The organism is Citrobacter sp. HN-141 (assembly GCF_033341895.1).
Lineage (GTDB): Bacteria > Pseudomonadota > Gammaproteobacteria > Enterobacterales > Enterobacteriaceae > Citrobacter.
In genome coordinates, this window is record NZ_JAWPBF010000004.1 from 234,997 (window position 1) to 259,198 (window position 24,202).

Genomic DNA, 24,202 nt, shown 5'->3' on the forward strand with positions numbered 1-24,202 from the left:
CCTTATCATTGAAAACTAAACGTGATAGCCATCCGGATTGTTTTTTTGCCAGTTCCAGGTGTCGCGTATCATTTCATCCAGGGTGTAGATGGCCTGCCATCCCAACTCTTTTCGTGCTAACGACGGGTCTGACCAACACTCGGCAATATCCCCGGGCCTTCTGCCCACAATCTTATAATTAATGCGGGTTTGCGCCGCTTTCTCGAAGGCTGCAATCAGGTTAAGTACGGAATACCCGATACCGGTACCGAGATTGAAGACTTTGTATGCCGCCCCTTTTTCCTGGCAATCCAGGGCCGCTAAATGGCCAGTTGCCAGATCCATCACATGGATGTAATCACGCACACCGGTACCGTCGGGGGTTGGATAGTCATTTCCATAGACCGACACGCTTTCCAGCTTGCCAATCGCCACCTGAGAAATATACGGTACCAGATTGTTGGGGATACCATTCGGATCTTCGCCAATCCTGCCCGATGGATGCGCGCCGACTGGGTTAAAGTAGCGTAGGCAAGTGATCCGGAAATCGGGCTGTGCGCGGGAAAAGTCAGCCAGAATTTGCTCGACCATTAATTTTGATGTGCCATACGGATTGGTGGTACCACCGGTTGGCGATTGTTCACTTAATGGAACGCTTTCCGGGTTGCCGTATACCGTGGCGGAAGAGCTGAAAATAAAGCGCTTCACTCCCGCAGCCAGCATCTCACGTAGTAAAACCAGCGTGCCGGTGACATTATTGTCATAGTAGGCAAGCGGCTCTTTTATTGATTCTGAAACTGATTTTAATCCAGCAAAATGAATGACATCGGTGATGTTATGGTTAGAGAAAATCGTTTTCAGAACATCGTTGTTCAGCACATCAGCAATATAAACGATGGGCGCTTTACCGGTCAGTTCCGCAACCCTGTCGAGGGATGTTTGTGAGGAGTTGGAGAGGTTATCGATGACCACAACATCATCACCTCTTTCCAGAAGCGTCAGCACGGTATGTGAGCCAATATAACCAGCACCACCAGTGACTAAAATTGCCATACTGTCTCCAGATATATTTTTTGCAAACTATCATTAATTCATTAATGCCACCGGCATAAATAAACGTTATGGGTGGCGTCGGTTAAGGTAAAAATTCCGATATTTCACCCGGCATTTATAAGATATTTTTTTAAGTATAGAAAACAGGCTGAATTTGCTTATCTTACTGTCATACACGATATAGTTATCGGTGAAGTTCAGTGTGTGGACGCCCTCGCTTTGGTTGATGCTGGCATTGATCTGCGCAATCAAACGCTCATCAAAGCTGGATGCGTTAAGCGTGATTAACTCTTTGATATAAATTGACTTTCCGTACGTCTCTGGTGTGCATTCCTGAGTGAGGAAATAGAGTTTATTATCAACGCAGTGTGGTGCGCCAGCGCCCCGGGGGTGTTGATTCGACAGGTTAAGCGTGGGCATTATTTTTTGCCATGGCCCGGTTACATCACTGGCTGTATGGATAACTAACTCATCTTCCATCGTGGTGGATAAAAGATAAAGATTTTCATGCAACGAGACGACGACGTTATCGGTGAGCGCCTGGTCAGGTACTAATACTTTTACCTGTTTCCAGCGCGTAGGGAACTCTATCGACTGGAATAAGATAACCTCTTTCCTTTCTGAAGACTCCGGGATCATGAAAAGCTGATCGTTGCTGTAAAATAAAAAAGGAAATGATAAATGGCATTTTAGGTTATCAAAACCGTCGAGTTTCACATCCTCAAGCTCAACCAGGTTAGCATCAAGGATACGGCAGCGCAGAATACCTTGCGAATTACGAAAGCTTAATGCTTCATAAAAAACATAAACTTTATTGTCTTTTTCAATAATGAAAGGATCTGCCTGAAAGGTATATTTCTTTTTGAGCTGTTGGGCTCGGGTGCGGTTCAGAATTTCCAGCGTATTAGTGGGAAAGGTATGCGAACCATTATTTTTCAGGATCATAATATCCCACGACTCATGAAAAAATAACATATTAATCAGTCTGTTATTTTTCGTTCGCATGCGTACCTGCTCCTTTTTATCGCTTAATCTATTGCGGGTTCCACGACGGCCACACTGATGGCTAGTTTAAAAGCTAGTCGCAAGAGGAGTGTTTGTCTACTAACAGAAATCGTAGTGGAAGGATTGCCAGAGCATCCGTGCTCCAGTACTGATTTACTCGAAATGGACGTGTGGATTATCGGCCAGCGAAACGTAAGTTTTGCTGTTCTTATCCAGAGTACGAATTTCTCCGCTTTCGATGTCGTAGACCCAGCCGTGCAGACGAATCGCGTTGTTACGCAGGCCAACAGCCACGCAAGGATGCGTTTTAATGTTGTTCAACTGGGCAATCACGTTTTCTTCCACCATGGCATTTACTTTATCGATTTCGTTAGCCCAGGTTTTCTTTTCAACCACGGCTTTCGCGGCATCGGCATAGTGCAACCAGTGGGCGACAGCAGGCATCGGGTCCAGGGGTTGGCTTTCTGCGATGGCTTTCATCGCACCGCAGTTGGAGTGACCACAGATAACGATATCCGTCACGCCTAAAGCAACGACCGCGTACTCAATGGTCGCAGACACGCCGCCAGGCTCCGGGCCAAAAGACGGTACGATATTACCGGCGTTACGGATAACGAAAAGCTGTCCTGGCTCTTGCTGCGTCACTAACTCTGGCACCAGTCGGCTGTCAGAACAGGAGATGAAAAGCGCTTTAGGATTCTGGCTGGATGCCAGGCTGCGGAAGAGTTCCTTACGTTGAGGGAAAATCTCTTTTTGGAAGTTGAGGAAGCCCTCAATGATATGTTGCATAGCAGTGTCTCTTTTCTCTGTTTAAGCAGGTTATGATGAAGATCACACTTTCCAGTTTAACACCAGCCGACAGAAGGGAAAGACTTTATAGCAGTTCGGTCACTATCTTTGGGCAATGTTGCCCTGACGAAGCAGGGCAAGCGTCGCGGTCTGCGTTAGGCGTTCTGCCGTTTCTGGTATGCCGCTTTTAGTCTGTTCATCGCCTCTACCAGTACGGCGCGCGGGCAGCCAACGTTCAGACGCATGTGCCCCTCTCCGCCTGGACCATATTGTGACCCCGGTGACAGGCCAAGTCTGGCTTCATGGACAAAAAAATCGCTTAGCTGCGTTTCGCTAAGCGCCATTCTTTCGGCATTCAGAAAGAGCAGATAGGATGCGCCACCATAGACAATCGAGATCAACGGACAGTGCATTTCGATTTCATTTCTAACAAATGCTACATTATCAGCCAGATAAGCCAATAATTCCCGATGCCAGTCACCGCAATGGGTATAGGCGCTATAAATCGTTGCCTGTTGCAGTGAGTGAGTCTCTGCAAGATAACAGTTATCGAGAAAATGATAGAACCGGTGACGCAGTTCATCATTCTTTATAATAGCTATCCCTCCCTGGATCGCCGCCGTGTTGAAGGTCTTGCTAACAGAGGTCAGTACGATTGACTGACTTCCTACTGCGTCATCGAGGGTAAAAAAGGGCAGGTGTTGCTTACCTGGCAGGGTTAAATCGCTATGCACTTCATCGGAGAGAATGATGACGCCGGCCTGCTGGCAATAGTGACTGATTTTTTCAAGCGTTTCCCGTGACCACACCATTCCACCAGGATTATGTGGCGAGGGAAAAAGAAACATTTTGCACTGTTTAAGTTTCTCGCTGAAATCTTGCCAGTCAAATTCATAGCAACCGTCTTTTTCAATGAGACGGGTCTGGAGTAAATGCCTGCCGCTGGTTTTCACCAGGTTAGGGTAGGGGTCATATATTGGGGTACAGGTTAATATATTGTCTCCCGTGCGGGTAAGTGCCAGCAAGGACATGACAATGGTTTTTATAACGCCGGGAACAAAATGCAGCCAGTGCGATTTAAGCTCGGCATTATATTGTTTTGCGTACCACTGGATAACGGACTCTTTCCATTGCGGATAATCCAGGTTATAGCCCTGAACAGGCTGTTCTACTACGGTGCGTAACGTATTCATGATGGGATCTGGCGTAACAAAATCCATATCCGCAATCCACAGTGGTAATACATCGCTGGTACCGTACATTTGTTGTAATTGTCCGTATTTGCGACAATTAACATCCCTTGTGACAATATCATCAAACAAAGACATTGCTGACTCCTGGAAAGTCTCTGAAAATAGTTTACGCAACGCAAAAAGCGCAGAATGTTTATGTATATCTAATTGATATATTAAATTTACCCTGGTGATAGCTAATATTTAGCTACGTATTAGCCTATGATTTTTGCTCAACCATATGCTCTGTAGCTTCATTTGGTTCATATTTAGCAATACCGATACCGGTTGCGGCCCACAGCAATGCAAAAATAACGCCGCTGTAGCAGAGGATTGCCCATGGCAGGTAATCAAGAGTTGCCACGCCCAGCATAGTGGCGCAATAAACGCCCGAAGCAGACCACGGAATAATAGGTTCGACAACGGTTCCGGCATCTTCGGTGGTTCGCGAAAGGTTCTTCGCGGCCAGTCCACGTTTTTTGTATTCATCTTTAAAGGCATCGCCGCACAATAACAACGGTAAGGTTCCATTGGCGGTACAGGCGCAGATGGTGAACGTCGTAACAATGGTGGTAGCGACCAGGCGGAATGTTGATTGAACCCCTTTTGTCAGCGCGTTAATGACCGTGTGCAGGGAGCCTGTCGCGCTCATGGCGCCAGCAAAACTAAAGGCGCTGAAGACGGTCACAAAGCTGCTGAACATAGAGATTGCACCGCCTCGCTCTAATAAGCGTGAGACATCAGATGACAGTGCAGGAATATGATCTCCGGTAAGCATCGCGAGCTTAAAGCCACTGACCACGGATTCGCCGACCGAAGATGCGCTGAATTGTTGAAAAACCAGAGCCAGAATCATTGATACGATGGTGGACAAAAACAGCATCGGGATAGGCGGTTTTTTCGACAGTGAGCCGTACAAAACGATAATCGGCGGTAGCAACAACAGAAGGTTGAACTGATAAATCTGGCCGATAGCGTTCATTAAATGAGTGATATTTTCTGGTGCACTGGCTGAGGCATCAATGCCCATACCCATATAGCTATACACCACGCAGCAAATAATGAATCCCGGACCGGTGGTCCACAGCAAATGGCCAATATGGGAATACAGATTTACACCGGCAGCCAGTGCCGCCATATTGGTTGAATCAGAGACCGGCGAGAGTTTATCGCCAAACCAGCAACCTGAAACAATGGCGCCAGCGGCGATGGGCAGAGAGACATTAAGGCCAATGGCCACACCAATCATGGCAATTCCGACGGTACCAATGGAACCCCATGAGGTGCCGGTACACACTGAAATCAATGCACCCAGCATAAATGCTGAAATATAAAAATACTGGGGGTTAATCCACTTCAAACCATAATAGATCATCATCGGGATGGTACCTGATACCATCCAGGAACCAATCAAAAAACCGATACTGGCGACAATCAGAATGACGGGTAGTGCTTCTGATATTTTATTGCAAATCGATTGCAGAATATCATCCCATGTATAGCCATGAGCAATGGCGATAAATGAAGCGGCTGCCGTGCCCATCAGGATCATCGGTTCAGCGCGAATATTGAATATAAAATATCCGATGCTAATCCCGCCCAGCATGATAAGCATCGGTAATACTGACCAAAAGAAAGAGAGTTTTTTTCTGTCGTGTGAGGTACAGCTATTTTGTTCCATAATTCCATCCCAATCGTTAACGGTTGAACAAGCCAAAGAAATACCTGCTACAGGCCAATCAATAACGGAGTGGCGTAGTTACGTGAGTTGATGATCGAACTCTATTTTATTAACTGTTTCAGGCGATCTGTTCTGGCCTGCTGTTATGATGTTCATATTTCAGCAGTAAAATAAGAGATAGATTTGATAGTCAATTATCCCTCCGCATAAGGTGGATGATTTCGGCGTTGCTGGCTGAGCTTGCGATACTGCTGAGGCGGCATACCGACGTATTTATGAAATGAGCTATAAAATCGACTGCTGGAGCGAAAACCTGCAATCATCGCGATATCCAGAATGGTTTTATCGGTGTCGCTGAGTAATGCCCGTACATGGTTGATGCGCATCGCCGTAATATATTGTTTCATCGTCAGTTGCATTACGCGATGAAAGATACCCATCGCATAATTAGGATTAAGTTTGACGTGATCGGCAATGGCCTCGACGGTCAGCAATTTGTCACAGTTGGCGGCAATAAATTCCAGCATCTGGCTGACGTAAAATTGTGAATGCCGCGAAATGCTGTTCTTCTGGGTCCGTACAGTTTGGTTTCCCAATACTGTCCGCCAGCCTGAGAGGCTAAACCGCTTGAGCATCAGGGCGATTTCATCAATGGCTAACTGACGAATCTGTTCGTTATCGCTGTTGAGCTCATTTTGCCAACGTTGAACCTCAAAAGCGCTAAGCTGCTGGGATGCCGACGAGGTAATCACCCTGCCGTGCGTCACGTGATTAATCAGCTCTCTATCCAGCGGCCAGGACAAAAATAAATGCATGGGCAAGTTGAAGATAGCCATTTGCTTACAGTGCCCAGCATTCGTGAGCTGATGAGGGGTACACGCCCAGAACAGTGTGATAAAGCCTTGTTTGCTCTGTACTACTTCGTCATTGAACAGGTACTCAACATCACCATCAAATGGCACATTCACTTCAACCTGCCCATGCCAGTGACTGTAAGTCATGGCCAGCGGCTCCCGCAACTCGACATCCATACGCTGATACTCTGAATAGAGTGCCAGTGGGCTACGAGTCTTTTTTTCATAGCTGCGACACATATGGGGATCATGCGGCAGCTGCGGAATACTTTTAGCCATTACGGATTGGTTCCTGAAAAGTGAATTTGACCATGAGGTAGCGCCAAAGCATGAACATAGCTTAACCGAAAAAAATCACCGTTTTCTCTCCATTTTCGCGAAATTATTCCCAAAAACTCAGATCCTGTGCCTGTTGATTGCCGATCTGAGATAGCGGGAATGGCGAGGTTTAATTTTAAAAGCGCTCAACCATAAGGCACTTTGCTGTACCTGCTGGATGGCGGCGCTGATGCCTTATCCGGCCTACTAAAGCCTGTGAAACGTAGGCCTGATAAGCGCAGCGCCATCAGGCATTGACTGCCCGTGGCGGACGCAGGGGAAATCATAACCCGTACAGTTTTATTTTTCGGTACAGCGTGGCAATGCTGATCCCCAGTTCTGTCGCGGCTTGTTTCTTACCCTCAACGCTTGAACCAAATCGCTGTATGGCGTTTTCAATGGCATCTCTTTCAGCGTGTTTACCCTGATGGGCAAGCTGGCGAGGTTGCGCCATCATTGTGCTTTTTCTGCCATCGGCTGCGGTAAGCAGGTAAGGGGGCAGATGGCTGGCGTTGATCCCGGCGGCTTCTCCGCGCATGACAAAAATGTACTCGATGACGTTGCGCAGTTCTCGGATGTTGCCCGGCCAGTGCCAGGCATAAAGACGGTTAATAACATCATCGGGAAGTTTCTGCGGTGGTCGCTGGTAGCTTAGCGAAAATTCATCGGCAAAATATTGTGCCAGGAGGGCGATATCCGCCCGTCGTTCGCGCAGGGAAGGGAGAACCAATGGCACCACGTTCAGGCGGTAGAAAAGATCTTCACGAAACTGATTATTTTCGACCATCGCGCTGATGTTTTTGTTGGTTGCGGCAATAATCCGCACGTCGATATTGATGGTGTTGTTGGACCCCACACGGGTGATGGCTTTTTCCTGCAGTACCCTGAGCAGCTTGGCCTGCAAATGCAGTGGCATATCGCCAATCTCGTCGAGGAACAGGCTACCCCCATTGGCCAGCTCAAATTTTCCCACACGTCCTTTGGGATCGGCACCGCTGAATGCGCCGCGTACGTAGCCAAACAGTTCGCTTTCCAGGAGTTGTTCAGGGATAGCGGCGCAGTTGATGGTCACGAAAGGGGCGGCTTTACGCGGACTGCTCTGATGAATGGCAAATGCCACAACTTCTTTACCGGAACCACTTTCCCCGGTGATCAGTACACTGGCATAGCTGTTGGCGATTTTGCCAATAGTACTTCTGAGTTGTTCCATTGAGGGGGAATGGCCAATCAGACGTACCTGTGTGTCAGACTCATATGGCGAGGGGGCAATCGTGCTCAGGTAGTCGTGCGCATCGCGAAAGATAACCATGGTTAATCGGTCGTTATCCAGTGACGAGAGCGAGATCTGTTTACACAGCACATGGTGTTTTTGCCCTTCAAGCGTCAGCCATGCTTCCTCATCGCCATACAAACTGTCTCCGGTCGTTTCAATGGTCAGGGGTAATCCCTGAACCTCACGGTTAAGTATGCGATCTGCTGAATGGTTGGCATGCCAGATGCGGCCCTTGCCATCAATGGCCACAACGCCGCGATCCATGGCATCAATCAGACGACGAAAGGCGCCGAGCGTCTCCTGCGCGCGTAAGCGTTCCAGGCATTCAAAGACCTTACTGGAGATCATGACGGCAATTTGCTCTATAAACGTGACAAATTTATCGATCTGGCTAAGCAAGGTGTCACGCTGTGTTTGCGTGGAGCAAATAATGCCGATCACCCCAATGACGCGGTTATTGAGGAAAATAGGGGCATTCAAATCCAGCATTTCAGAGCAGTAATGGTGTTTTTCACACAGCTGACATAGAGGATGTTCACCGGGGTTTTTGATCAAGACCGTCTCACGGACCTGCAAAACATGCCGATAGATATAACCATTTTTTGCCACGTTCTCATTGAGCATATGTCGGTATTTACCGGTGCCAGCAATGCGCATTAAAGATTCATCAATGATTTCTACATCAGTCCCGGTAATGCCAGAAATAGCATCGGCATAATTGCATATATCATCCTGAATATTGCTCAGTACTGAAATCATGATACTTCTCCGGCAAGGTGTCTCATTTCTCAAGGAAAATGATAAATAGGCGAATCATTGCAAAATTGATTTGCGAAAAATCAATCTACTGCGTTGTTTTTGGATGTTTTTTTAATTTTATCTTTCGTGATCACACTATTTATCATTTATGAGAATTTATCAAAATCAGGCGATAAACTAACGACGGCTGTTTTTACCTTGCCATCATCAAAAATTGATTAATATATTGAAATAAAAGCATTTATTAAATTATTTATAAGTTTTTCCTCATTTTCTAAAAAACTGGTAAGCATTTTGCTCTTATGGATTACCGATAGCGTAAATAACTCTGTATTACACCGATTACAGGGAATGAATTACCAGGACAATGAGGTTTTATGATGCAGCAAAACTTATCATTTTTTATCAACCAGACGCCGTTTACCGAACACCCGAACGCACCGCTGGCACCCTTTAGTCGCCAGGAACTGGTAAAAGCGTTGAATTTTCATCGGTCTATTCCGGGATATGCTCCGACGCCGCTGTATACGCTGCCGGCACTTTCTCAAAAACTGGGCGTAAAAAATATTTACCTCAAAGATGAGTCTCAGCGTTTTGGCCTGAAAGCGTTCAAAGCGCTGGGCGGTGCCTACGCGATGGCATGCCATATCGCGGAATTAGTGGGGAAGGATATCAGCGAATTACCGTTTGATGTCATGACCAGTGAAGCAGTACGCCATGACCTGAAGACCGTGACATTTGCCACCACCACCGACGGTAACCACGGGCGCGGTGTAGCGTGGATGGCGCGCCAGTTAAAGCAAAATGCGGTGGTTTACATGCCGAAAGGCTCTTCACAGCAGCGGCTGGCATCAATTCGCAATGAAGGGGCTACCGCAGAAATCGTGGATATGAACTATGACGATGCCGTGCGTATGACCGCGGATCAGGCGCAAAAGTATGGCTGGATCGTTGTCCAGGACACGGCCTGGGAAGGATACGAAAAGATCCCACTGTGGATTATGCAGGGCTACGGCACGCTGATGCTGGAGGCGATTGATCAGCTCCATCAGGTTGCCCCGACGCATGTTTTCGTTCAGGCCGGTGTGGGTTCATTTGCGGGAATGGTGCAGGGCATGGTGACGGCCGCGTGGGGCGAAAATCGTCCGAAAGTGATCGTCGCCGAAGCGCTAATTGCTGACTGTCTCTATCGTTCAGCTCGTGCAAAAGAGGGGGATGCTGTTGCGGTAGGCGGCGATTTACAGACCGTGATGGCGGGTCTGGCCTGCGGTGAGGCAAACAGCATTGGCTGGAAGTTACTGCGTGATTATGCCACCGCATTTGCTTCCTGCCCTGATGAAGTCGCGGCGCTGGGGATGCGTATGTTGGGTAATCCGCTGGCGGGAGACCCACACATTATTTCAGGTGAATCTGGGGCCGTCACGACAGGTCTTCTGGCGCTGTTGATGACCTCCCCGGATTTGGCACCAACCCGTGAGCAACTGGGTCTGGATGAGCATTCCCGCGTGTTGCTGATAAGTACCGAAGGTGATACCGACCCGCAACAATATTTGGATATTGTCTGGGGCGGTCAATACCCGGGCATCAATAAATAATTTCCTGATTGAGAGCATTAACGGAGAAACCCATGTTATCTGCAACCCGTATTGAAGAAGTTATTAAAAATTGCCAGGCGCTGATCCAGCAAAAAAGCTATTCCGGTCAGGAAGGGGACGTGGTAAATGCCATAAAAACAATGATGCAGCATTACCAGTTCGACGACATCCATGTTGATAAATACGGCAATATCGTCGGCGGTATTGTGGGAAATCAGCCGGGGAAAACGCTGGTTCTGGATGGTCATATCGATACTGTGCCGGTGAACGAAGAGAAGTGGACCCGCAACCCGTACGGCGGTGATATTGACGATGGCAAAATTTATGGCCGTGGCACCACCGATATGAAAGGTGCTGTTGCTGCGATGATCTCCGCCGTGGGTTTTTTCGGCCAGGATAATCAGCGCAATTTCGCCGGGAAAATTTACGTCGCCTGTATCGTTCATGAAGAGTGTTTTGAAGGCATTGCCGCTCGTCTGGTCAGTGAGCGCTATCAGCCTGATTACGTCATTATTGGTGAAGCTTCTGAACTGAATCTGAAAATCGGCCAGCGTGGCCGTGCTGAAATTGTGGTTGAAACCTTTGGTAAGCCAGCACACTCCGCCAACCCGCAGGCAGGAATTAACGCGGTATACAAAATGGCGCAGTTGATCGACAAAATTCGCACCATCGCTCCGCCAACCCACCCGGTGCTTGGCCCCGGGATTCTGGAACTGACAGACATTAAATCGTCGCCATACCCAGGCGCATCAGTGGTACCGGATTACTGCCGCGCCACCTACGATCGCCGCTTGCTGGTGGGCGAAACCAAAGAAAGCGTTATTGCGCCACTGGAAAACGCACTTGCCGAGCTAACCTCCCAGGACCCGCAGTTCAACGCCCGCGTCTCTTACGCCGTTGGCAAGGAGTCTTGCTATACCGGAGCCACCATTGAGGGTGAGCGTTTCTTCCCTGGCTGGGTTTATGACGAGTCTGACGAGTTCGTGCAGGCCGCTCTGGCGGGCGTTCGCGAAGCGGGTTTCTCGCCAACGATTACTCAGTACTCATTTTGCACTAACGGCAGCCACTACGCGGGGGAAGCGGGGATCAAAACTATCGGGTTTGGGCCGTCGCGTGAAAACCTGGCGCATACCATCGACGAGTATATCGAGATCGATCAGTTGACCGGCTCGGCCCGCGGCTATTACAGCATCATCCAGACACTCTATCGCCGTTAAAAAATAAAGATAAAGACCTCTTACCTTACAGGTGGTGCTGCTTCGCGGCACCACCATGGAGAATAACGATGAAAACCATTTTTAAAAACGGAAATGTGATTGATGGAACGGGTAATCCAGGCCGAATTGCCGATGTAATGGTTGATGAAGGGCATATTGTCGAAATTGGTCAAATTGATGTGGGCGTCAATGAACAGGTTATTGATGCAACAGGGAAAATTATTTGTCCGGGCTTTATTGATACTCACACACACTCTGACCTGTCAGCCATTATTAATCCTGCGCTGTCAGCGAAAATCCGCCAGGGGATTACTACCGAGTTGCTGGGGCAGGATGGCGTAGCGCTGGCACCATTGCCGGAGGAATATATTCCGGCATGGCGTAAAAATATTGCCGGACTGGACGGCGACACCGACAAAATTGACTGGAAATATAAAAACACGGACGGCTATCTCAACCTGTTGGCATCCCGACATCCGGCGACAAACCTGGCGTATCTGGTGCCACACGGTAACGTACGCATGGAAGCGATGGGCCTGGATGGACGCCCTTCCACGCGTGAAGATGTGGCGAAGATGTGTGAAGTCCTTGAGCGTGAGCTAAAAGCCGGTGCGTTTGGTCTTTCTACTGGGCTTATCTATATGCCGTGTGCCTTTGGTGATACCGCCGAAATGATTGAGTTGTGCAAGGTCACGGCGAAATATGACGGGATCTTTGTGGTACACCAGCGCAGTGAGGCTGACGATATCATCAGTTCAACGCAGGAACTGATCGATATCGCTAAAGCTACCGGCGTCTGGTTGCATATTTCACATATGAAAGTCTGTGGGAAGAAAAACTGGGGGCTGATTGACCAGATGCTGGGCATGCTGGAGCAGGCCCAGGAAGAGGGGATCCGTATCTCTTACGACCAGTATCCTTACGTGGCGGGAAGCACCATGCTCGGCGTGATCCTGCCACCGTGGGTCCACTCCGGCGGGACGGACAAACTACTTGAGCGTCTGGCCTCGCCTGAATTGCGCGCCAAAATGATCGAGGATATCCAGCAGGGCATTCCTGGTTGGGATAACTTCATCGATTTTGCAGGCCTGGACCAGATTTTTGTCACCAGCGTCAAGACAGAGAAAAATCAGGATGCTGTTGGTCTGAACCTTGTTCAACTGGGGGAATTGCGCGGTAAAGATCCGTACAACGCCACCTTCGATCTGCTGTTTGAAGAAGAAAACGCCGTTGGCATGGTCGATTTTTACGGCACTGAAGAGCACGTCATTAAGTTTCTCTGCCGGCCGGAACAGAACGTGTGCACTGACGGGCTGATGGGCGCGGGTAAACCACATCCACGTGTGTTTGGCGCCTTCCCGCGTGTGCTGGGTAAATACGTGCGTGAAGAAGGATGCCTGAGCTGGGAGGCGGCAATCCGCAAGATGACAGGCAAACCCGCAGAGGTGTTGGGGTTGCAGGATCGCGGATTACTGAAGGTAGGGTATGCGGCGGATATTGTGATGTTCGATCCCAATACTATTACGGATAAGGGGACATTTGTTGAACCTAACCAGTATCCGGAAGGGATTGAAATCGTGATGGTTAATGGACGCATTGCCTTAATTAATGGCACGGAAAGTTATGCCTGTAGCGGTACTGTTATCAGAAAACAATATTAATAAATAACGCTAAACACGCATGGATCTATCGCGACCATTTATGGCCGCGGTAGATCACTACACCCCAAGGACATCACAATGAACCTACAAACATCTTTACCTTCAGGTAAACCTAAGACCTGGAAAGCAAGATATACCGTCCTGACATTAATCTGGCTGGCGTGGCTACTCTCGTTCCTCGACAGAATGGTCATGAGCGTTTCGTTGCCTTATATCGGCAAAGATTTAAATCTTGATACAACCCAACAAGGTTTAATTATTAGCGCCTTTTTCATAGGTTATGCCGCGTTCCAAATCCCCGGTGGTTTACTGGCGGATAAGTTTGGCTCACGTAAAATTATGGCCATCGGTATTGCCTGGTGGTCTGTCTTCACCAGCTTAACCGGTGCGGTATTAACGCTGCCGTTGATGCTGGCTGTTCGCTTCTTCTTCGGTATTGGCGAAGGGTGCTTCCCGTCAGCTTCCTGGAAAATGATTTCCACCTATTTTCCTTCGAAAGAGCGCGGTCGGGCTACAGCAATTCAGTCAACGGTAAATACCTTAGGCCCCGCACTGGCGGTGGTGGTTGCTGCAAGTATTATCGGGGCGTTTGGCTGGCACATGGTCTTTATTGTGCTGGGGATCCCGGGCCTGTTTATTGCTGCGGGTATCTACTTATTTACGCGTGGCAACCCGAAAGATCACCCTGCAATTACGCAACAGGATCTGGCCGATTTAGCCGCTGACGATCAGGGTGGCCTGCAAAACACGAGCGCTATCGCGTTTAAAGACGTGCTCAGGATGCCGGTGCTCTGGCAGATGGCCAGTATCTGGTTCTTGTTTGATATCACCTTCTGGGGGTTTTCAACCTGGTTGCCAAGCTATCTGATCACCGTGCGTGAATTCTCGCTGGCGAAGACGGGGGTAATGGCGGCAATTCCGTTCCTGTTTGGTGCGGGTGGGACCTTAATCGGCGGATATTGCTCAGATAAATTCAAACCGATGCGCAAAACGTTGTATGTCGTGACGTCGGTTATTGCGGCGGGCTTCCTGTATCTGACCTTCAGCGTGAGCAGCGCGGATATGGCGGTGGTTTATCAGTGTATCTCTGCGCTGTTTATGTTCTTTGCCATGGCGACATTTTGGGGCATTTTAATGGATACCATCCCCAGCAATATCATGGGGCGGGCTTCCGGTATCGTTAACTTTGGCGGTCAGATGGCGGGGGTAGTTTCTGCGCCGATTATTGGCTGGCTGATCCAAAGCAGCGGCGGAAGTTACAACAGTGCATTTATCTTTATGATCGCCGCACTGTTATGTTCCGCCGTGGTGACGTTGACCGTAAAAGGTTCGCATGCCGTAGGTGCAATCCCCAGTAATGCCTGATTAGTATTAAACGCCTGTGGCTCTGCTGTTCCAGAGTCACAGGATTTATCGTTATGCTGTTAAATTAAACCTTTAATCGTTCTCTCTAAGGAAAACAATAGCGGATTTTTTAAACTACAAAAATAAGATATCTTATTGTTTATTTCACCCAGATCGGGATAGGTGCGTATAACATTGTTATTAGGGAAGCAATTTGTATAAACGTCAAGGTGATTTAAAACCTCGGCATTTAATGGCCTGGCTCTTTTATATACCTCTTTGGTGAATGAACTGCATTTAGAGCAATTGCATTGGCACTCGGTATTTTCAGGGGTAATGATGAAGTCATCATTGTTAATGGTAAAACCTAGCTTTTCTCGTCTGCTATAGGCGTCCATTATTCCTTTGGCTTCATGCTTGAGCAGTACACCAGCGCGCTCACTCCGCTTTAAATAGGGTGTTAATATATAACTCAACAATAAAATGGTCCGTTCATTCATGGTTGGGTATTGATTGAGATAACTCATTTGCCTGGTCTTGATAATAAAGTAGGATGCAATGACAAAGCCAAGGCAGCGGGATGTTTTTGCCAGCAGATCCGCGTTTCGTTTTTGCCGGGTATCTGCATAGGCTAATGGTATGAGTGTGCTTTCGAAGGCTAAAAAATCGGCAATAAATTCCATCGTTCTGATGTAGGGAAACAGATTGCCGTTATGCTTACTCAACTCATGCTGGCGGCAGGTGAGATGAACCAGTTCATGGAAAAAAATGAAGTTCATAAAAGATTTTGCTGTGTTAAGTGATATATCTGCAGATTTTATGTCAACTTTATTGGCGATAATACAAAGGGCCGTATCAGCTAATGCGGTGTGTTTAAATATGGTCGTTAAGTCGAGGCTGATGTTTAAATTGTAGATGCCAGCCACAATAATGACCCATGAATAAAATCTTCGATTGACTGCAACATAAGCAATTTCATCTTTAATATTTATCTGGACCAATGGTTCATTCTCGTAAACGAACCCCCAAACGGTCTTCCTGACAGGGACCAGCGAGTCTTTTCCTGGCCAAACATCGAGGATTAAGTCGAGTTCAGTAAAAGAATACCAGGTGATATCGGTATCAATATCTGCTGGTGAACACCAGGACTGATAAGGCCATGAGTCAGGCAGAATATCAGGGAAAACAACATTGTGTAATGACTCTCGTATTTGATTCATTTTACTCTACACCATCAATCAAATGCTTCGCTTAAGGCCAGAAGGGCAGCGTAAGTTGCTATTCCGGCACCCTGTTTTCTCCTTTGTGTGTGAAAGTGATGCTTTTAACGTTGGGGAGAACACCCCGTATGGTTACACTATTATTTTATTATCCAGCTCCTCCAACATCTCCTGATCGCCAGTTAGCCAAATTGTTATCACCCAAAAGTATGAGAAAGTATATTAACTCATGCCGCACCGCTACAACCCGGCGGCGTGTTTAGAGGTCGCTCCGGCAATATAAAGATGTAGAAATAAGTGTAGGGTAATTTTATGTGGAAATAAAACGCATGAGCAATAAGATATGTGCAGCGTGTTGAAAAGTAATGTTTTTATTGATGGAAAAATTAGAATATATATGAGTATGTCACTTATCAGCGTAGCGGGTATTTGGCCTCAGAAATCTGACGATTTCAGATTCTGCGGCTTTGCGAAACACAGCCGCAGACGATGTGTTGAAAATTTAAGGTACAATGCGAGGGATGTTTACAGAAAACTACCCGATTTAATGGGTATTATCTATTTTACATACGATACTCGATCATCCCACTCTTGCTGGCAACCCAGTCATAAAGGCGCTGACCGCGGAGGTTTGTTTCATGTGTGTGCCAGTATAATCTTGAAGCATGGCGTTTGCGGGCGTGTTTTTGAACATACTCGATAAGCTGTTTGCCGATGTGTTTGCCCCGGGTTTCTTCACTAACAAATAAGTCCTCCAGATAGCAATAATCAGACTCCGCCCAGGTTGAGCGATGAAAGAGATAATGCACCAGACCGACAATTTTACCGTCCGATTTTGCGACAGCACAAAAAATAGGCTCCACAGGATTGAGAAAACGACCCCAGGTTAATTGTGTGACCTTGTCTGAAATTTCAGTACGATAAAAAATCTGGTAATTTATCCAAAGCGGTAGCCAGCCCGCGTAGTCTTGCTGGGTGACGGGTTCGATGGTAATCGGCGCAGTTGTGTTTGGGTTACTCATAGGTCTCCTGATAATTTTAGTCAGAGTGGTTTTCTATGGCGGTTATCCTAAATATTGCTTAAGCCACCGCAAAGAGACACTTTGCATATATTTCCAGGGTCCACTTTTAACGTAAGAGCGAGTGCAATGAAAAAAAATAGTGCACCTTTATTTCAGGAACTTTTTTTAGAGCAAGGCGTTATTAAGGAACAGGTGTACCATGCACTACGCAACGCAATCGTAGAAGGCCGTCTGCCGCCAGGGACAAAGATACCTTCAACCCGGGGGCTGTCCGAGATGATGTCAATTTCACGGAACTCGGTAATTGCGGGTTATGACCGTCTGTTAGACGAAGGGTATATTCAGACGCGCAAAGGCGCCGGAACCTTTGTCACGCCAAGTCTTCCTGACCGCAGCATCAGCGGTCTCTATCCTGAAGCGCAGCAAGGCGATGAACTGCCCGCTGATGGGCAGCTAAATACGGATATCGTATCCGTTCGTGGTTTATGGTCTGGCGATGTTGAAGGGCGTGAAATGAACCGTCTGTTCGCCGTCGGTGTGGGCTGTACCGATCTCTTTCCTCATTCATTATGGGGCAAGTTACTGGGACGAGTCTGGAGACAATCCCGGCATCAACTCGGCTCTCATACCAGCCCCTGCGGTTTTTATCCCTTACGGAAAGCAATTTGTCACTACGTGAAAACGACGCGAGGGGTTAACTGCAGTGAAGATCAGATCATTATCGTCAACGGTATTCAGCAGGCGTTAAATATTACTGCCCGGGCGTTGCTTACAAAAGGAAATGACGTTTGGCTGGACGACCCTGGTTATAAAGGTGCGCGCGGGGTATTTATGTCAACAGGGGCAATAGTGAGACCTGTGCCAGTGGATAGCGAAGGAATGAATGTTCAATACGGCATCGATCATTTCCCTCATGCGAAACTGGCCTATGTTGTTCCTTCCGATCAGTACCCGCTTAGCGGGACACTCAGTTTATCCCGACGACTTGAGCTACTGGAATGGGCTCGGGTTAACCGGGCATGGATATTTGAAGATGATTACAATAGTGAATTTCGTTATGCCGCACGTTCTTTGCAAGCCTTGCAGGGACTGGATCAGCATCAGCGGGTAATCTATTCAGGGACGTTTTCAAAAATGATGTACCCAGAATTTCGTTTAGGTTTTTTAGTTGTCCCGCCAGGATTAAAAGAACAGTTTATCGTGACAAAATATTTTTCCGATATTGGCTCCAGTTATCTTGAGCAGGCGGTACTGGCGAGTTTTATTGAAGAAGGATATTACGCCAGCCATGTGCGACGGGTTCGCAAGGCATGCTACGAAAGGCGAACGGCGTTGGTTAATGCTATTCAATGCTATCTTGCCGATAAAATGACCGTCCAGCCTTCTGATTCTGGCGTGCATATCGTCTGCTGGTTGCATGACGGGTTGACCGGCGATGAGGTCGAACAGAAAGCCAGAATGCTGGGGATGGGGATTCAATCATTGAGTCATTATTATCATGGGGATATTTCCCGACAGGGGATTATGATTGGTTTTGCGAATCACCCACCAGAGGTTATTGTTGAGGGTATTCGTCGTCTTGCCCATGCCATGTAGCGTTGCTTTGATGCCGATAGCGATGCGCGTAATCATGCCATTAATGGCCGTATTTCTTATTTCCATAACAGTTACATGAGCGGTATTTTTTAATTGCGGATAAACAATACGGTGCTGGAGTTGGGTATAGCATTGTCATGTGGATCTGTTAAAAACATCCATTGTGGTTCTTTTTACCCCGTCAGATGTCTCTTATTCTGCAGTCATTTGACACTCTATTATGAGAGGTAAATAGCATGTCATCCACGTTTAATGAATTCCAGCAGCCCGTTGGTTTAGGGTTACCGGACTGGCAAGGTGCGCGATTTCCCACGGCTCAGCACATCACCGGTCGTTATTGCAAACTTGAGCGTATTAACGTCGAACGCCACGCAAAGGCGCTTTATGACGCCTATTGCGATACGCCTGACTCTCGCGACTGGACCTATCTCGCGTCAGGGCCATTCACGACCTTTGATTCTTTCTTAAGCTATTTAACGACGATTGCGGCGCAGACCGACCCCATGCATTTTGCCGTAATCGATTTGGCCAGCATGCAGGCTGTCGGCACGCTGGCACTTATGCGCATTGATCCATCGAATGGCGTAATAGAAGTGGGTTGGGTGACCTATTCATCACGCATGAAACGTTCGCGGGTTTCAACGGAGGTCATGTCGCTGCTGTTAGACTATGTTTTTGGGGGGCTGGGGTATCGTCGCGTTGAATGGAAATGTGATGCGCTTAATGCGCCTTCTCGAGCGGCAGCCACGCGCTTTGGTTTTACCTTCGAAGGCATATTCCGTCAGGCCGTTGTCGTACACCAGCGTAATCGGGATACCGCCTGGTATTCGATCATTGATAGTGAATATCCGGCGCTACGCGAAGCGTTCACTCTTTGGCTTGATGAGCGTAATTTTGATAGCGCAGGACAACAGATTAAGCGCCTGGCAACGCTGATAAACAATGAAAGAATGACGGCATAGATGCCCGCACCGCCATAACACGCCGACAACGCTAGATCCGCTCGCGACACCTTGCCGGGAGCGGCTTTCTGCATTAATACATCTCTTCCACTTCCTCGGCCAGCAGCGCTACCATCTCCTTACCATGACTGATAATCTCTTTCTCGCTCCACTGCTTATTGCGCTTCATCAGCTCGAGCATCGCCAGAAGTTTCAGACTGTCGATCTCTTTACGAGCCAGGCTGGCTTCAAAATGCTCTCTCTTTTGCTGGGGTTGGAAATTACTTAGCCGCGAGTTTTTACTGTGGCTAATCAGGCAGAGATTCCCAAAAGCATGTAACTGCTCTTCATCCATTTTGGGATGACCATCTATAGGGTGCTGAGGATAAAAATGTTCCACCGAGCTGCGGAAGGTAAACTCAAAACGGCGGGCAATATCGTTGCTTGTGTTTTGTTTTTTCCACAGTAAATAGTCAAGATAGTTAAAAACAAAGTTATTTTCGATAGTTCCGAATCGTAATTTAGCGTTGATAGCCTGCGACCAACGTTTGTCGCAGATGATCTCTGGAAGAACATCATCATCACCAAAAATCATATTGTAATATGATGCAGATTCATCCGGGGCTAAAAATCGCATAAAGACAAAGCGCCGAGCCATGTTCTCAAGATAAGCCAGGTAGTCTCCAGCATCAATTTCATCTTCCGGACTGTGCTCATCAAACAAATATGTCAGCGCACCATTGAGCCAGTGTTTATAAACCAGCGTTGGCGTTGAAACATGGAAAGCTGATAGTAACATCAGGACCTGGCGGTTTATATCCTCAAACTCTCCCTCGTTATTATCGAAGGTATTAACATAACCTACACTTTGGGGCGAGTATTGATATAAGCGTTTCAGGCTCCATCCGTCAGTGCCCTGAGTGAATTCTCGCTTAATAATATAGCGATCAAAAAGATATTTGCATTTCAGTAAACTATAAATGAAAGCTTTTGCCGCGGCGATTGGCTTTTCCTGCTTCAACAGGCGTGATTCAAATTGCTCTACAAGTTGTTTGTCATCAAGTGGCACTCCCTCAGTTGTACTCGGGTCTCTGCTGACAAGACGGAGTACATGAAGAAGGAAATTTGAAAAATTTATCACGCTGTTAAAACGCTCTGAGCCTGCACTGTCTTCTTCTTGCTGGAGAGTACTATCCAGACGAGTGTCACACAATATTTCTTCCAGAGTTTGCCCCTGGCGTTGATGTTGTGCTTCTGTGGCGTCGGTATCTGGAAATGAGCCAGCTTGATCCAGCAATTCAACTAAATTGGAGAAACTGGTCGGGTTAAATTGATGTATATGCTTTTTGCCAAACAGTTGTTGACGTTCTTTTGGCGTAAAACCGTATTGGATGTAACGTTCCATATTCGAACACGCGTCCCATACCCTGGCCAGAGTATCAAGACTTTTGTGCCGCTCTTTGGTATTCCTAATCCCATTCAGGACATTCATCAGACGCGCTTTGATGATTTCGTGTTTTTCGAGTTGTTCGCCGCGATTATTCATCGCCTCAAAAAAATGATTAAGATCGGTATCTGCTGGCACTTCGATACGAGAAATCTGCACGTGATTGAACAGATACTTGCAAAACACCTTCAACGCGCGGCCTTTAAGCTGCAGCTCAGCCAACGCTTTGCCGATCATTTCGTAACCTCTGATCAAACCTTCGTTGTAATCGTCACCGCGCATATGTTGCACATCTACGCCTTGCCATAACTTTTCGAAAGTGAGGGTAGAGACAGGGCGACTTTCGAAAGTGAGATTGAGTTTTTGATACCACTGCATATCAACAGATTTATCTGCGTGGCATTTAAGCCAGTTAGCGAGCAGGGAGAGCGTTGTAAAGCGTTGTTGCCCGTCAATAACTTCATAGCAGTCATCACCCCGGGAAAACACCACTAATGTACCGATGTAATAAGTCTGCGGGTGCCTGGTGGAAGCGGATTTTTTCTGATAATCCAGCACATCCTGTAAAAGCTGAGTGATTTCGCCCTGACCCCAGGCGTAATTACGCTGGTACATTGGAATCAAATAGTTTGCGCGGTCACTAAGTAAATCGTTTATAAAAAAAGGCCGTACGTGGGCATTACTCATAATATCTCATCTTCCTGAATAGCATGATTAGCTCATCTTCAGTTCCATTGCGATTATTTTTATTATCCTGGATGCCGAGCGTGCGCAGGGGGAAAGCATGTAGATCTTTGGGGTGGCGTGCATCACGGATAGTACGTAGTAGGTTGTTATGTAGCACATAGTTATCGACGGTAGCTAATTGAACCACCTGCTGACCGATACGGCAGGTATATGCCCAGATAAAGCATTTTTCTATCGCCAGAGACAGTTCCTGAGTCCCGAATTTATCAATATAAAAAATCAGAGCGCAATCGAACATCGCCCGGACATAGCGATCGCCAGTGCGGGTGCGCCTGACATAGCTGTTCAGGGTGTATAGAATATTGCTTGCGCAGGGTTCCAGCACCTCATTCAATAGCGTAATTGGCTTATTCTCATCAGCATCTTTTTCTCTGTTGATAATAACAGCGACCTGCTTTTGATAATGTTCGGCCATTTCAAAGAAACGGCGGCCATTGATGATCATCTGATCCAGACTGAAGGGGAAACTTAGGCTCTGACCGTCAATTTTGCGTTGGTATTGACTGTTGTAATCATCGACATAGTGGTGGGCGATCCGCAATGAACCCACATACGGGAAATGCGCGATCTGAGAAATATTGATCCCTTTAAACAGGTCAACTTCACCTTTGCCAAAGAAGCGGGCTGATTTACCCTCTGCCCACTGACGAACCCGGAACAGGTAATTGGCAAAGAGCGTTGCCAGCCTTTCGCTAGGCATCCTCTCCCAGTGAGCGACGGCTTCAGCTTTTAGCCCAGCTTCATCAGCGGAAAACTCTCGTAAGTGGAAGGCTTTAAGTAGATCGTGGGGAGCCAGATCTTTACCGCGTGCATTTTGTGAATCGAAGAACTGAAATGCTTCTGAAACTTCATTCAACACGAAAGTGACAACTTCGCAGCGGTTCAGCATAAAGTCGATAAGTTCTTCGCTGAACTCGGTGCGTTCAACAAGCCTGAGTAACTCCAGGTAATTACGTCGAAGATTGGCTTGTGAATCCAGACTGGCAAAACGCTGACGTGCCATAAAAGCATCGACATCAGGTTTGAGTTTGGTAAGTTGCTCGACCAGGTCTTTGCGTTTGAGGTTGTGCAGGCGAGTTTCTGTCAATGCTTTGACTGCCAGCATTAAGGTCAGGGTTCGTTGTTGACCATCAACAATATCCAGCCACGTTTTTTCGTCTTCCGAGTGCTTATGGAAAACAACGGAGCCTAGTCGATAGGCCGTTTTATCGCGGTGCGAACCCAGATCGGCAAAAAGGTCAGCTATATTTTTGCTATTCCAGCGATAAGGGCGCTGGTAACTCGGAATCGCTAATTGCTTAACTGAAAGTAATTGACGAATGGGTATGACCTGTTTATCAAGCTGCTCCATCATGCCTCCTGCATGAATTTAAAATGGAGAACAGCTTTTTATTGTCCCTGAAACATTCTATTAATGCAATCAATGATTCTCTAACTCATTGTTATTGCTTGACTAAAGCTAAATTTTTATGGTTCGTGGTTTTTATTTTTTATTAAATTCACTAAGAACTTTACCATTATTTTTTAGATATTGTGATTATTCTCTATTGTGCCATGTGGTTTTCATTTTTTGTGGATATATATATTAAAATCGGATGTATTCATTCTATTTTATTCGCCCAATTGAATGGCAGCAAGCAGATGATATGTTGTCCAGATGCAAATTGGTGTTGTTCTAACCCAATTTTCGTGAAGCTAAGGTTAAACCGAACAGAGACAAAACGGCCTCAGCTAGCGCCAAGGGCATTTCACCGGTGTTTGGTGGGCTGGCCGACTTTGAATGGGAATATCGCGAACAGTTCATTGCCGGTGATGAACCGAGCCCGCGCAGAATGCAGGGTTTGCGCAACAATATCGACGTGACAAAATGGGAGATTAATCTGGCCGCCGTTCGCTATCGCTATATCCGCTCACATGAGGCGGTGCCCAATTTTCTCTGGGTTTGGCTGGATGTTCTCGGACTGTAACAGGCACAAAAAAGCCCGCAGGGCTTGTGCCGTGCGGGCTCTTAGGACTTCATCGGATGACTCTGGTAATCACCGATGGAGAATTTTGGTGGGCTGGCGGAGTCTGAAAATATCTCTCAATACTTTGATTTTATTGAATATTTATTAATTCAACTTTCATTGGTATACCTAAGCGTATACCAATGGCGATTTGCTGTAGTGTTTACTGTGGTTATGCAAACCTGTTTTTTTGAATGGAACGCATCGAAAAAAAGTTTTTTTGCATTTAACTGTTCACACTGTTCACCTCGGTTATTTATCATTTTATATCATGTGGTTAGGTGGTGATGAGTTGGTGAAGAGTGAACAGTCGACTCTTCACCTTTGTGATTTTTGCTCGTTCTGGATGCGCCCGGTCAGGGGATGCGCAGGGTGATAAAAAGTTTTTTCAGGTTTTACTGTTCACACTGTTCACCTCTGGTTTTTTATCAATAAATTCATGGTGATACAGGGTGAATATACG

General features: G+C 47.1%; 17 protein-coding genes and 1 pseudogene. 7 read left to right on the top strand and 11 right to left on the bottom strand.

What is annotated here, in order from left to right:
- Positions 1-15: 15 nt before the first annotated feature.
- The 7 genes from galE to RYZ59_RS07235 all read right to left on the bottom strand — a co-directional run bounded on the left by galE (position 16) and on the right by RYZ59_RS07235 (position 8,943).
- Positions 16-1,032 carry a UDP-glucose 4-epimerase GalE gene (gene galE, locus RYZ59_RS07205; protein ID WP_318045816.1) on the bottom strand — a complete coding sequence of 339 codons (1,017 nt, stop codon included), beginning with the start codon at positions 1,030-1,032 and terminating at the stop codon, positions 16-18.
- A gap of 66 nt (positions 1,033-1,098) precedes the next feature.
- A complete protein-coding gene (locus RYZ59_RS07210; RefSeq protein WP_318045818.1) occupies positions 1,099-2,037 on the bottom strand; it encodes a hypothetical protein in 939 nt (312 codons plus the stop codon).
- Positions 2,038-2,190: 153 nt separating this feature from the next.
- Positions 2,191-2,826, bottom strand: coding sequence for a carbonic anhydrase (locus tag RYZ59_RS07215; RefSeq protein WP_005122990.1), 636 nt, complete (start codon positions 2,824-2,826; stop codon positions 2,191-2,193).
- A gap of 155 nt (positions 2,827-2,981) precedes the next feature.
- Positions 2,982-4,154: a PatB family C-S lyase gene (locus tag RYZ59_RS07220; protein WP_318045821.1), complete on the bottom strand. Its 1,173-nt coding sequence runs from the start codon at positions 4,152-4,154 to the stop codon at positions 2,982-2,984.
- A gap of 124 nt (positions 4,155-4,278) precedes the next feature.
- Positions 4,279-5,739, bottom strand: a complete 1,461-nt coding sequence (nhaC, locus tag RYZ59_RS07225; RefSeq protein ID WP_318045823.1) for a Na+/H+ antiporter NhaC — start codon at positions 5,737-5,739, stop codon at positions 4,279-4,281.
- 194 nt (positions 5,740-5,933) lie between these two features.
- Positions 5,934-6,872 carry a transcriptional regulator MelR gene (gene melR / locus RYZ59_RS07230; RefSeq protein ID WP_137383572.1) on the bottom strand — a complete coding sequence of 313 codons (939 nt, stop codon included), beginning with the start codon at positions 6,870-6,872 and terminating at the stop codon, positions 5,934-5,936.
- Between the two features lie 322 nt (positions 6,873-7,194).
- Positions 7,195-8,943, bottom strand: coding sequence for a sigma-54 interaction domain-containing protein (locus tag RYZ59_RS07235; RefSeq protein WP_318045826.1), 1,749 nt, complete (start codon positions 8,941-8,943; stop codon positions 7,195-7,197).
- Between the two features lie 380 nt (positions 8,944-9,323).
- Between RYZ59_RS07235 and dpaL the strand changes: the two genes are divergently transcribed.
- The 4 genes from dpaL to RYZ59_RS07255 all read left to right on the top strand — a co-directional run bounded on the left by dpaL (position 9,324) and on the right by RYZ59_RS07255 (position 14,781).
- Positions 9,324-10,538 (top strand): diaminopropionate ammonia-lyase, encoded by a 1,215-nt coding sequence (gene dpaL / locus RYZ59_RS07240; RefSeq protein ID WP_318045877.1) that lies wholly within the window; start codon positions 9,324-9,326, stop codon positions 10,536-10,538.
- Positions 10,539-10,570: 32 nt separating this feature from the next.
- The gene (locus RYZ59_RS07245; protein WP_318045827.1) at positions 10,571-11,755 is read left to right on the top strand and encodes a YgeY family selenium metabolism-linked hydrolase; all 1,185 of its coding nucleotides are present in this window, start codon (positions 10,571-10,573) and stop codon (positions 11,753-11,755) included.
- Between the two features lie 68 nt (positions 11,756-11,823).
- Positions 11,824-13,416, top strand: a complete 1,593-nt coding sequence (locus RYZ59_RS07250) for a D-aminoacylase (protein WP_318045829.1) — start codon at positions 11,824-11,826, stop codon at positions 13,414-13,416.
- A gap of 78 nt (positions 13,417-13,494) precedes the next feature.
- Positions 13,495-14,781, top strand: a complete 1,287-nt coding sequence (locus RYZ59_RS07255; RefSeq protein ID WP_318045830.1) for an MFS transporter — start codon at positions 13,495-13,497, stop codon at positions 14,779-14,781.
- A 59-nt stretch (positions 14,782-14,840) separates the two neighbouring features.
- Here the strand turns inward: RYZ59_RS07255 and RYZ59_RS07260 are convergent, their stop codons facing one another.
- Complete coding sequence (locus RYZ59_RS07260) at positions 14,841-15,980, bottom strand: hypothetical protein (RefSeq protein WP_318045832.1); 1,140 nt, start codon at positions 15,978-15,980, stop codon at positions 14,841-14,843.
- 563 nt (positions 15,981-16,543) lie between these two features.
- Complete coding sequence (locus RYZ59_RS07265) at positions 16,544-17,002, bottom strand: GNAT family N-acetyltransferase (protein WP_318045833.1); 459 nt, start codon at positions 17,000-17,002, stop codon at positions 16,544-16,546.
- Positions 17,003-17,128: 126 nt separating this feature from the next.
- On the opposite strand from RYZ59_RS07265, the gene RYZ59_RS07270 reads away from it, so the two are divergent.
- Positions 17,129-18,598 (top strand): PLP-dependent aminotransferase family protein, encoded by a 1,470-nt coding sequence (locus RYZ59_RS07270; RefSeq protein ID WP_318045879.1) that lies wholly within the window; start codon positions 17,129-17,131, stop codon positions 18,596-18,598.
- Positions 18,599-18,834: 236 nt separating this feature from the next.
- Positions 18,835-19,560, top strand: a complete 726-nt coding sequence (locus RYZ59_RS07275; RefSeq protein ID WP_318045835.1) for a GNAT family protein — start codon at positions 18,835-18,837, stop codon at positions 19,558-19,560.
- Positions 19,561-19,633: 73 nt separating this feature from the next.
- Here the strand turns inward: RYZ59_RS07275 and RYZ59_RS07280 are convergent, their stop codons facing one another.
- Complete coding sequence (locus RYZ59_RS07280) at positions 19,634-21,673, bottom strand: DUF262 domain-containing HNH endonuclease family protein (protein WP_318045837.1); 2,040 nt, start codon at positions 21,671-21,673, stop codon at positions 19,634-19,636.
- Positions 21,666-23,087, bottom strand: coding sequence for a DUF262 domain-containing protein (locus RYZ59_RS07285; RefSeq protein WP_318045838.1), 1,422 nt, complete (start codon positions 23,085-23,087; stop codon positions 21,666-21,668). Before RYZ59_RS07285 ends, RYZ59_RS07280 begins: the two co-directional genes overlap by 8 nt.
- 412 nt (positions 23,088-23,499) lie before the next feature.
- Here RYZ59_RS07285 and RYZ59_RS07290 point away from each other — a divergent pair.
- Positions 23,500-23,658, top strand: a pseudogene (locus RYZ59_RS07290) (phage polarity suppression protein); the annotation flags it as partial.
- Positions 23,659-24,202: the final 544 nt, after the last annotated feature.

Excerpts from the sequence above, each read along its gene's own strand:
- galE (WP_318045816.1), bottom strand. The coding sequence starts at position 1,032 with ATGGCAATTTTAGTCACTGGTGGTGCTGGTTATATTGGCTCACATACC.
- RYZ59_RS07210 (WP_318045818.1), bottom strand. The coding sequence starts at position 2,037 with ATGCGAACGAAAAATAACAGACTGATTAATATGTTATTTTTTCATGAG.
- RYZ59_RS07215 (WP_005122990.1), bottom strand. The coding sequence starts at position 2,826 with ATGCAACATATCATTGAGGGCTTCCTCAACTTCCAAAAAGAGATTTTC.
- RYZ59_RS07220 (WP_318045821.1), bottom strand. The coding sequence starts at position 4,154 with ATGTCTTTGTTTGATGATATTGTCACAAGGGATGTTAATTGTCGCAAA.
- nhaC (WP_318045823.1), bottom strand. The coding sequence starts at position 5,739 with ATGGAACAAAATAGCTGTACCTCACACGACAGAAAAAAACTCTCTTTC.
- melR (WP_137383572.1), bottom strand. The coding sequence starts at position 6,872 with ATGGCTAAAAGTATTCCGCAGCTGCCGCATGATCCCCATATGTGTCGC.
- RYZ59_RS07235 (WP_318045826.1), bottom strand. The coding sequence starts at position 8,943 with ATGATTTCAGTACTGAGCAATATTCAGGATGATATATGCAATTATGCC.
- dpaL (WP_318045877.1), top strand. The coding sequence starts at position 9,324 with ATGCAGCAAAACTTATCATTTTTTATCAACCAGACGCCGTTTACCGAA.
- RYZ59_RS07245 (WP_318045827.1), top strand. The coding sequence starts at position 10,571 with ATGTTATCTGCAACCCGTATTGAAGAAGTTATTAAAAATTGCCAGGCG.
- RYZ59_RS07250 (WP_318045829.1), top strand. The coding sequence starts at position 11,824 with ATGAAAACCATTTTTAAAAACGGAAATGTGATTGATGGAACGGGTAAT.
- RYZ59_RS07255 (WP_318045830.1), top strand. The coding sequence starts at position 13,495 with ATGAACCTACAAACATCTTTACCTTCAGGTAAACCTAAGACCTGGAAA.
- RYZ59_RS07260 (WP_318045832.1), bottom strand. The coding sequence starts at position 15,980 with ATGAATCAAATACGAGAGTCATTACACAATGTTGTTTTCCCTGATATT.
- RYZ59_RS07265 (WP_318045833.1), bottom strand. The coding sequence starts at position 17,002 with ATGAGTAACCCAAACACAACTGCGCCGATTACCATCGAACCCGTCACC.
- RYZ59_RS07270 (WP_318045879.1), top strand. The coding sequence starts at position 17,129 with ATGAAAAAAAATAGTGCACCTTTATTTCAGGAACTTTTTTTAGAGCAA.
- RYZ59_RS07275 (WP_318045835.1), top strand. The coding sequence starts at position 18,835 with ATGTCATCCACGTTTAATGAATTCCAGCAGCCCGTTGGTTTAGGGTTA.
- RYZ59_RS07280 (WP_318045837.1), bottom strand. The coding sequence starts at position 21,673 with ATGAGTAATGCCCACGTACGGCCTTTTTTTATAAACGATTTACTTAGT.
- RYZ59_RS07285 (WP_318045838.1), bottom strand. The coding sequence starts at position 23,087 with ATGATGGAGCAGCTTGATAAACAGGTCATACCCATTCGTCAATTACTT.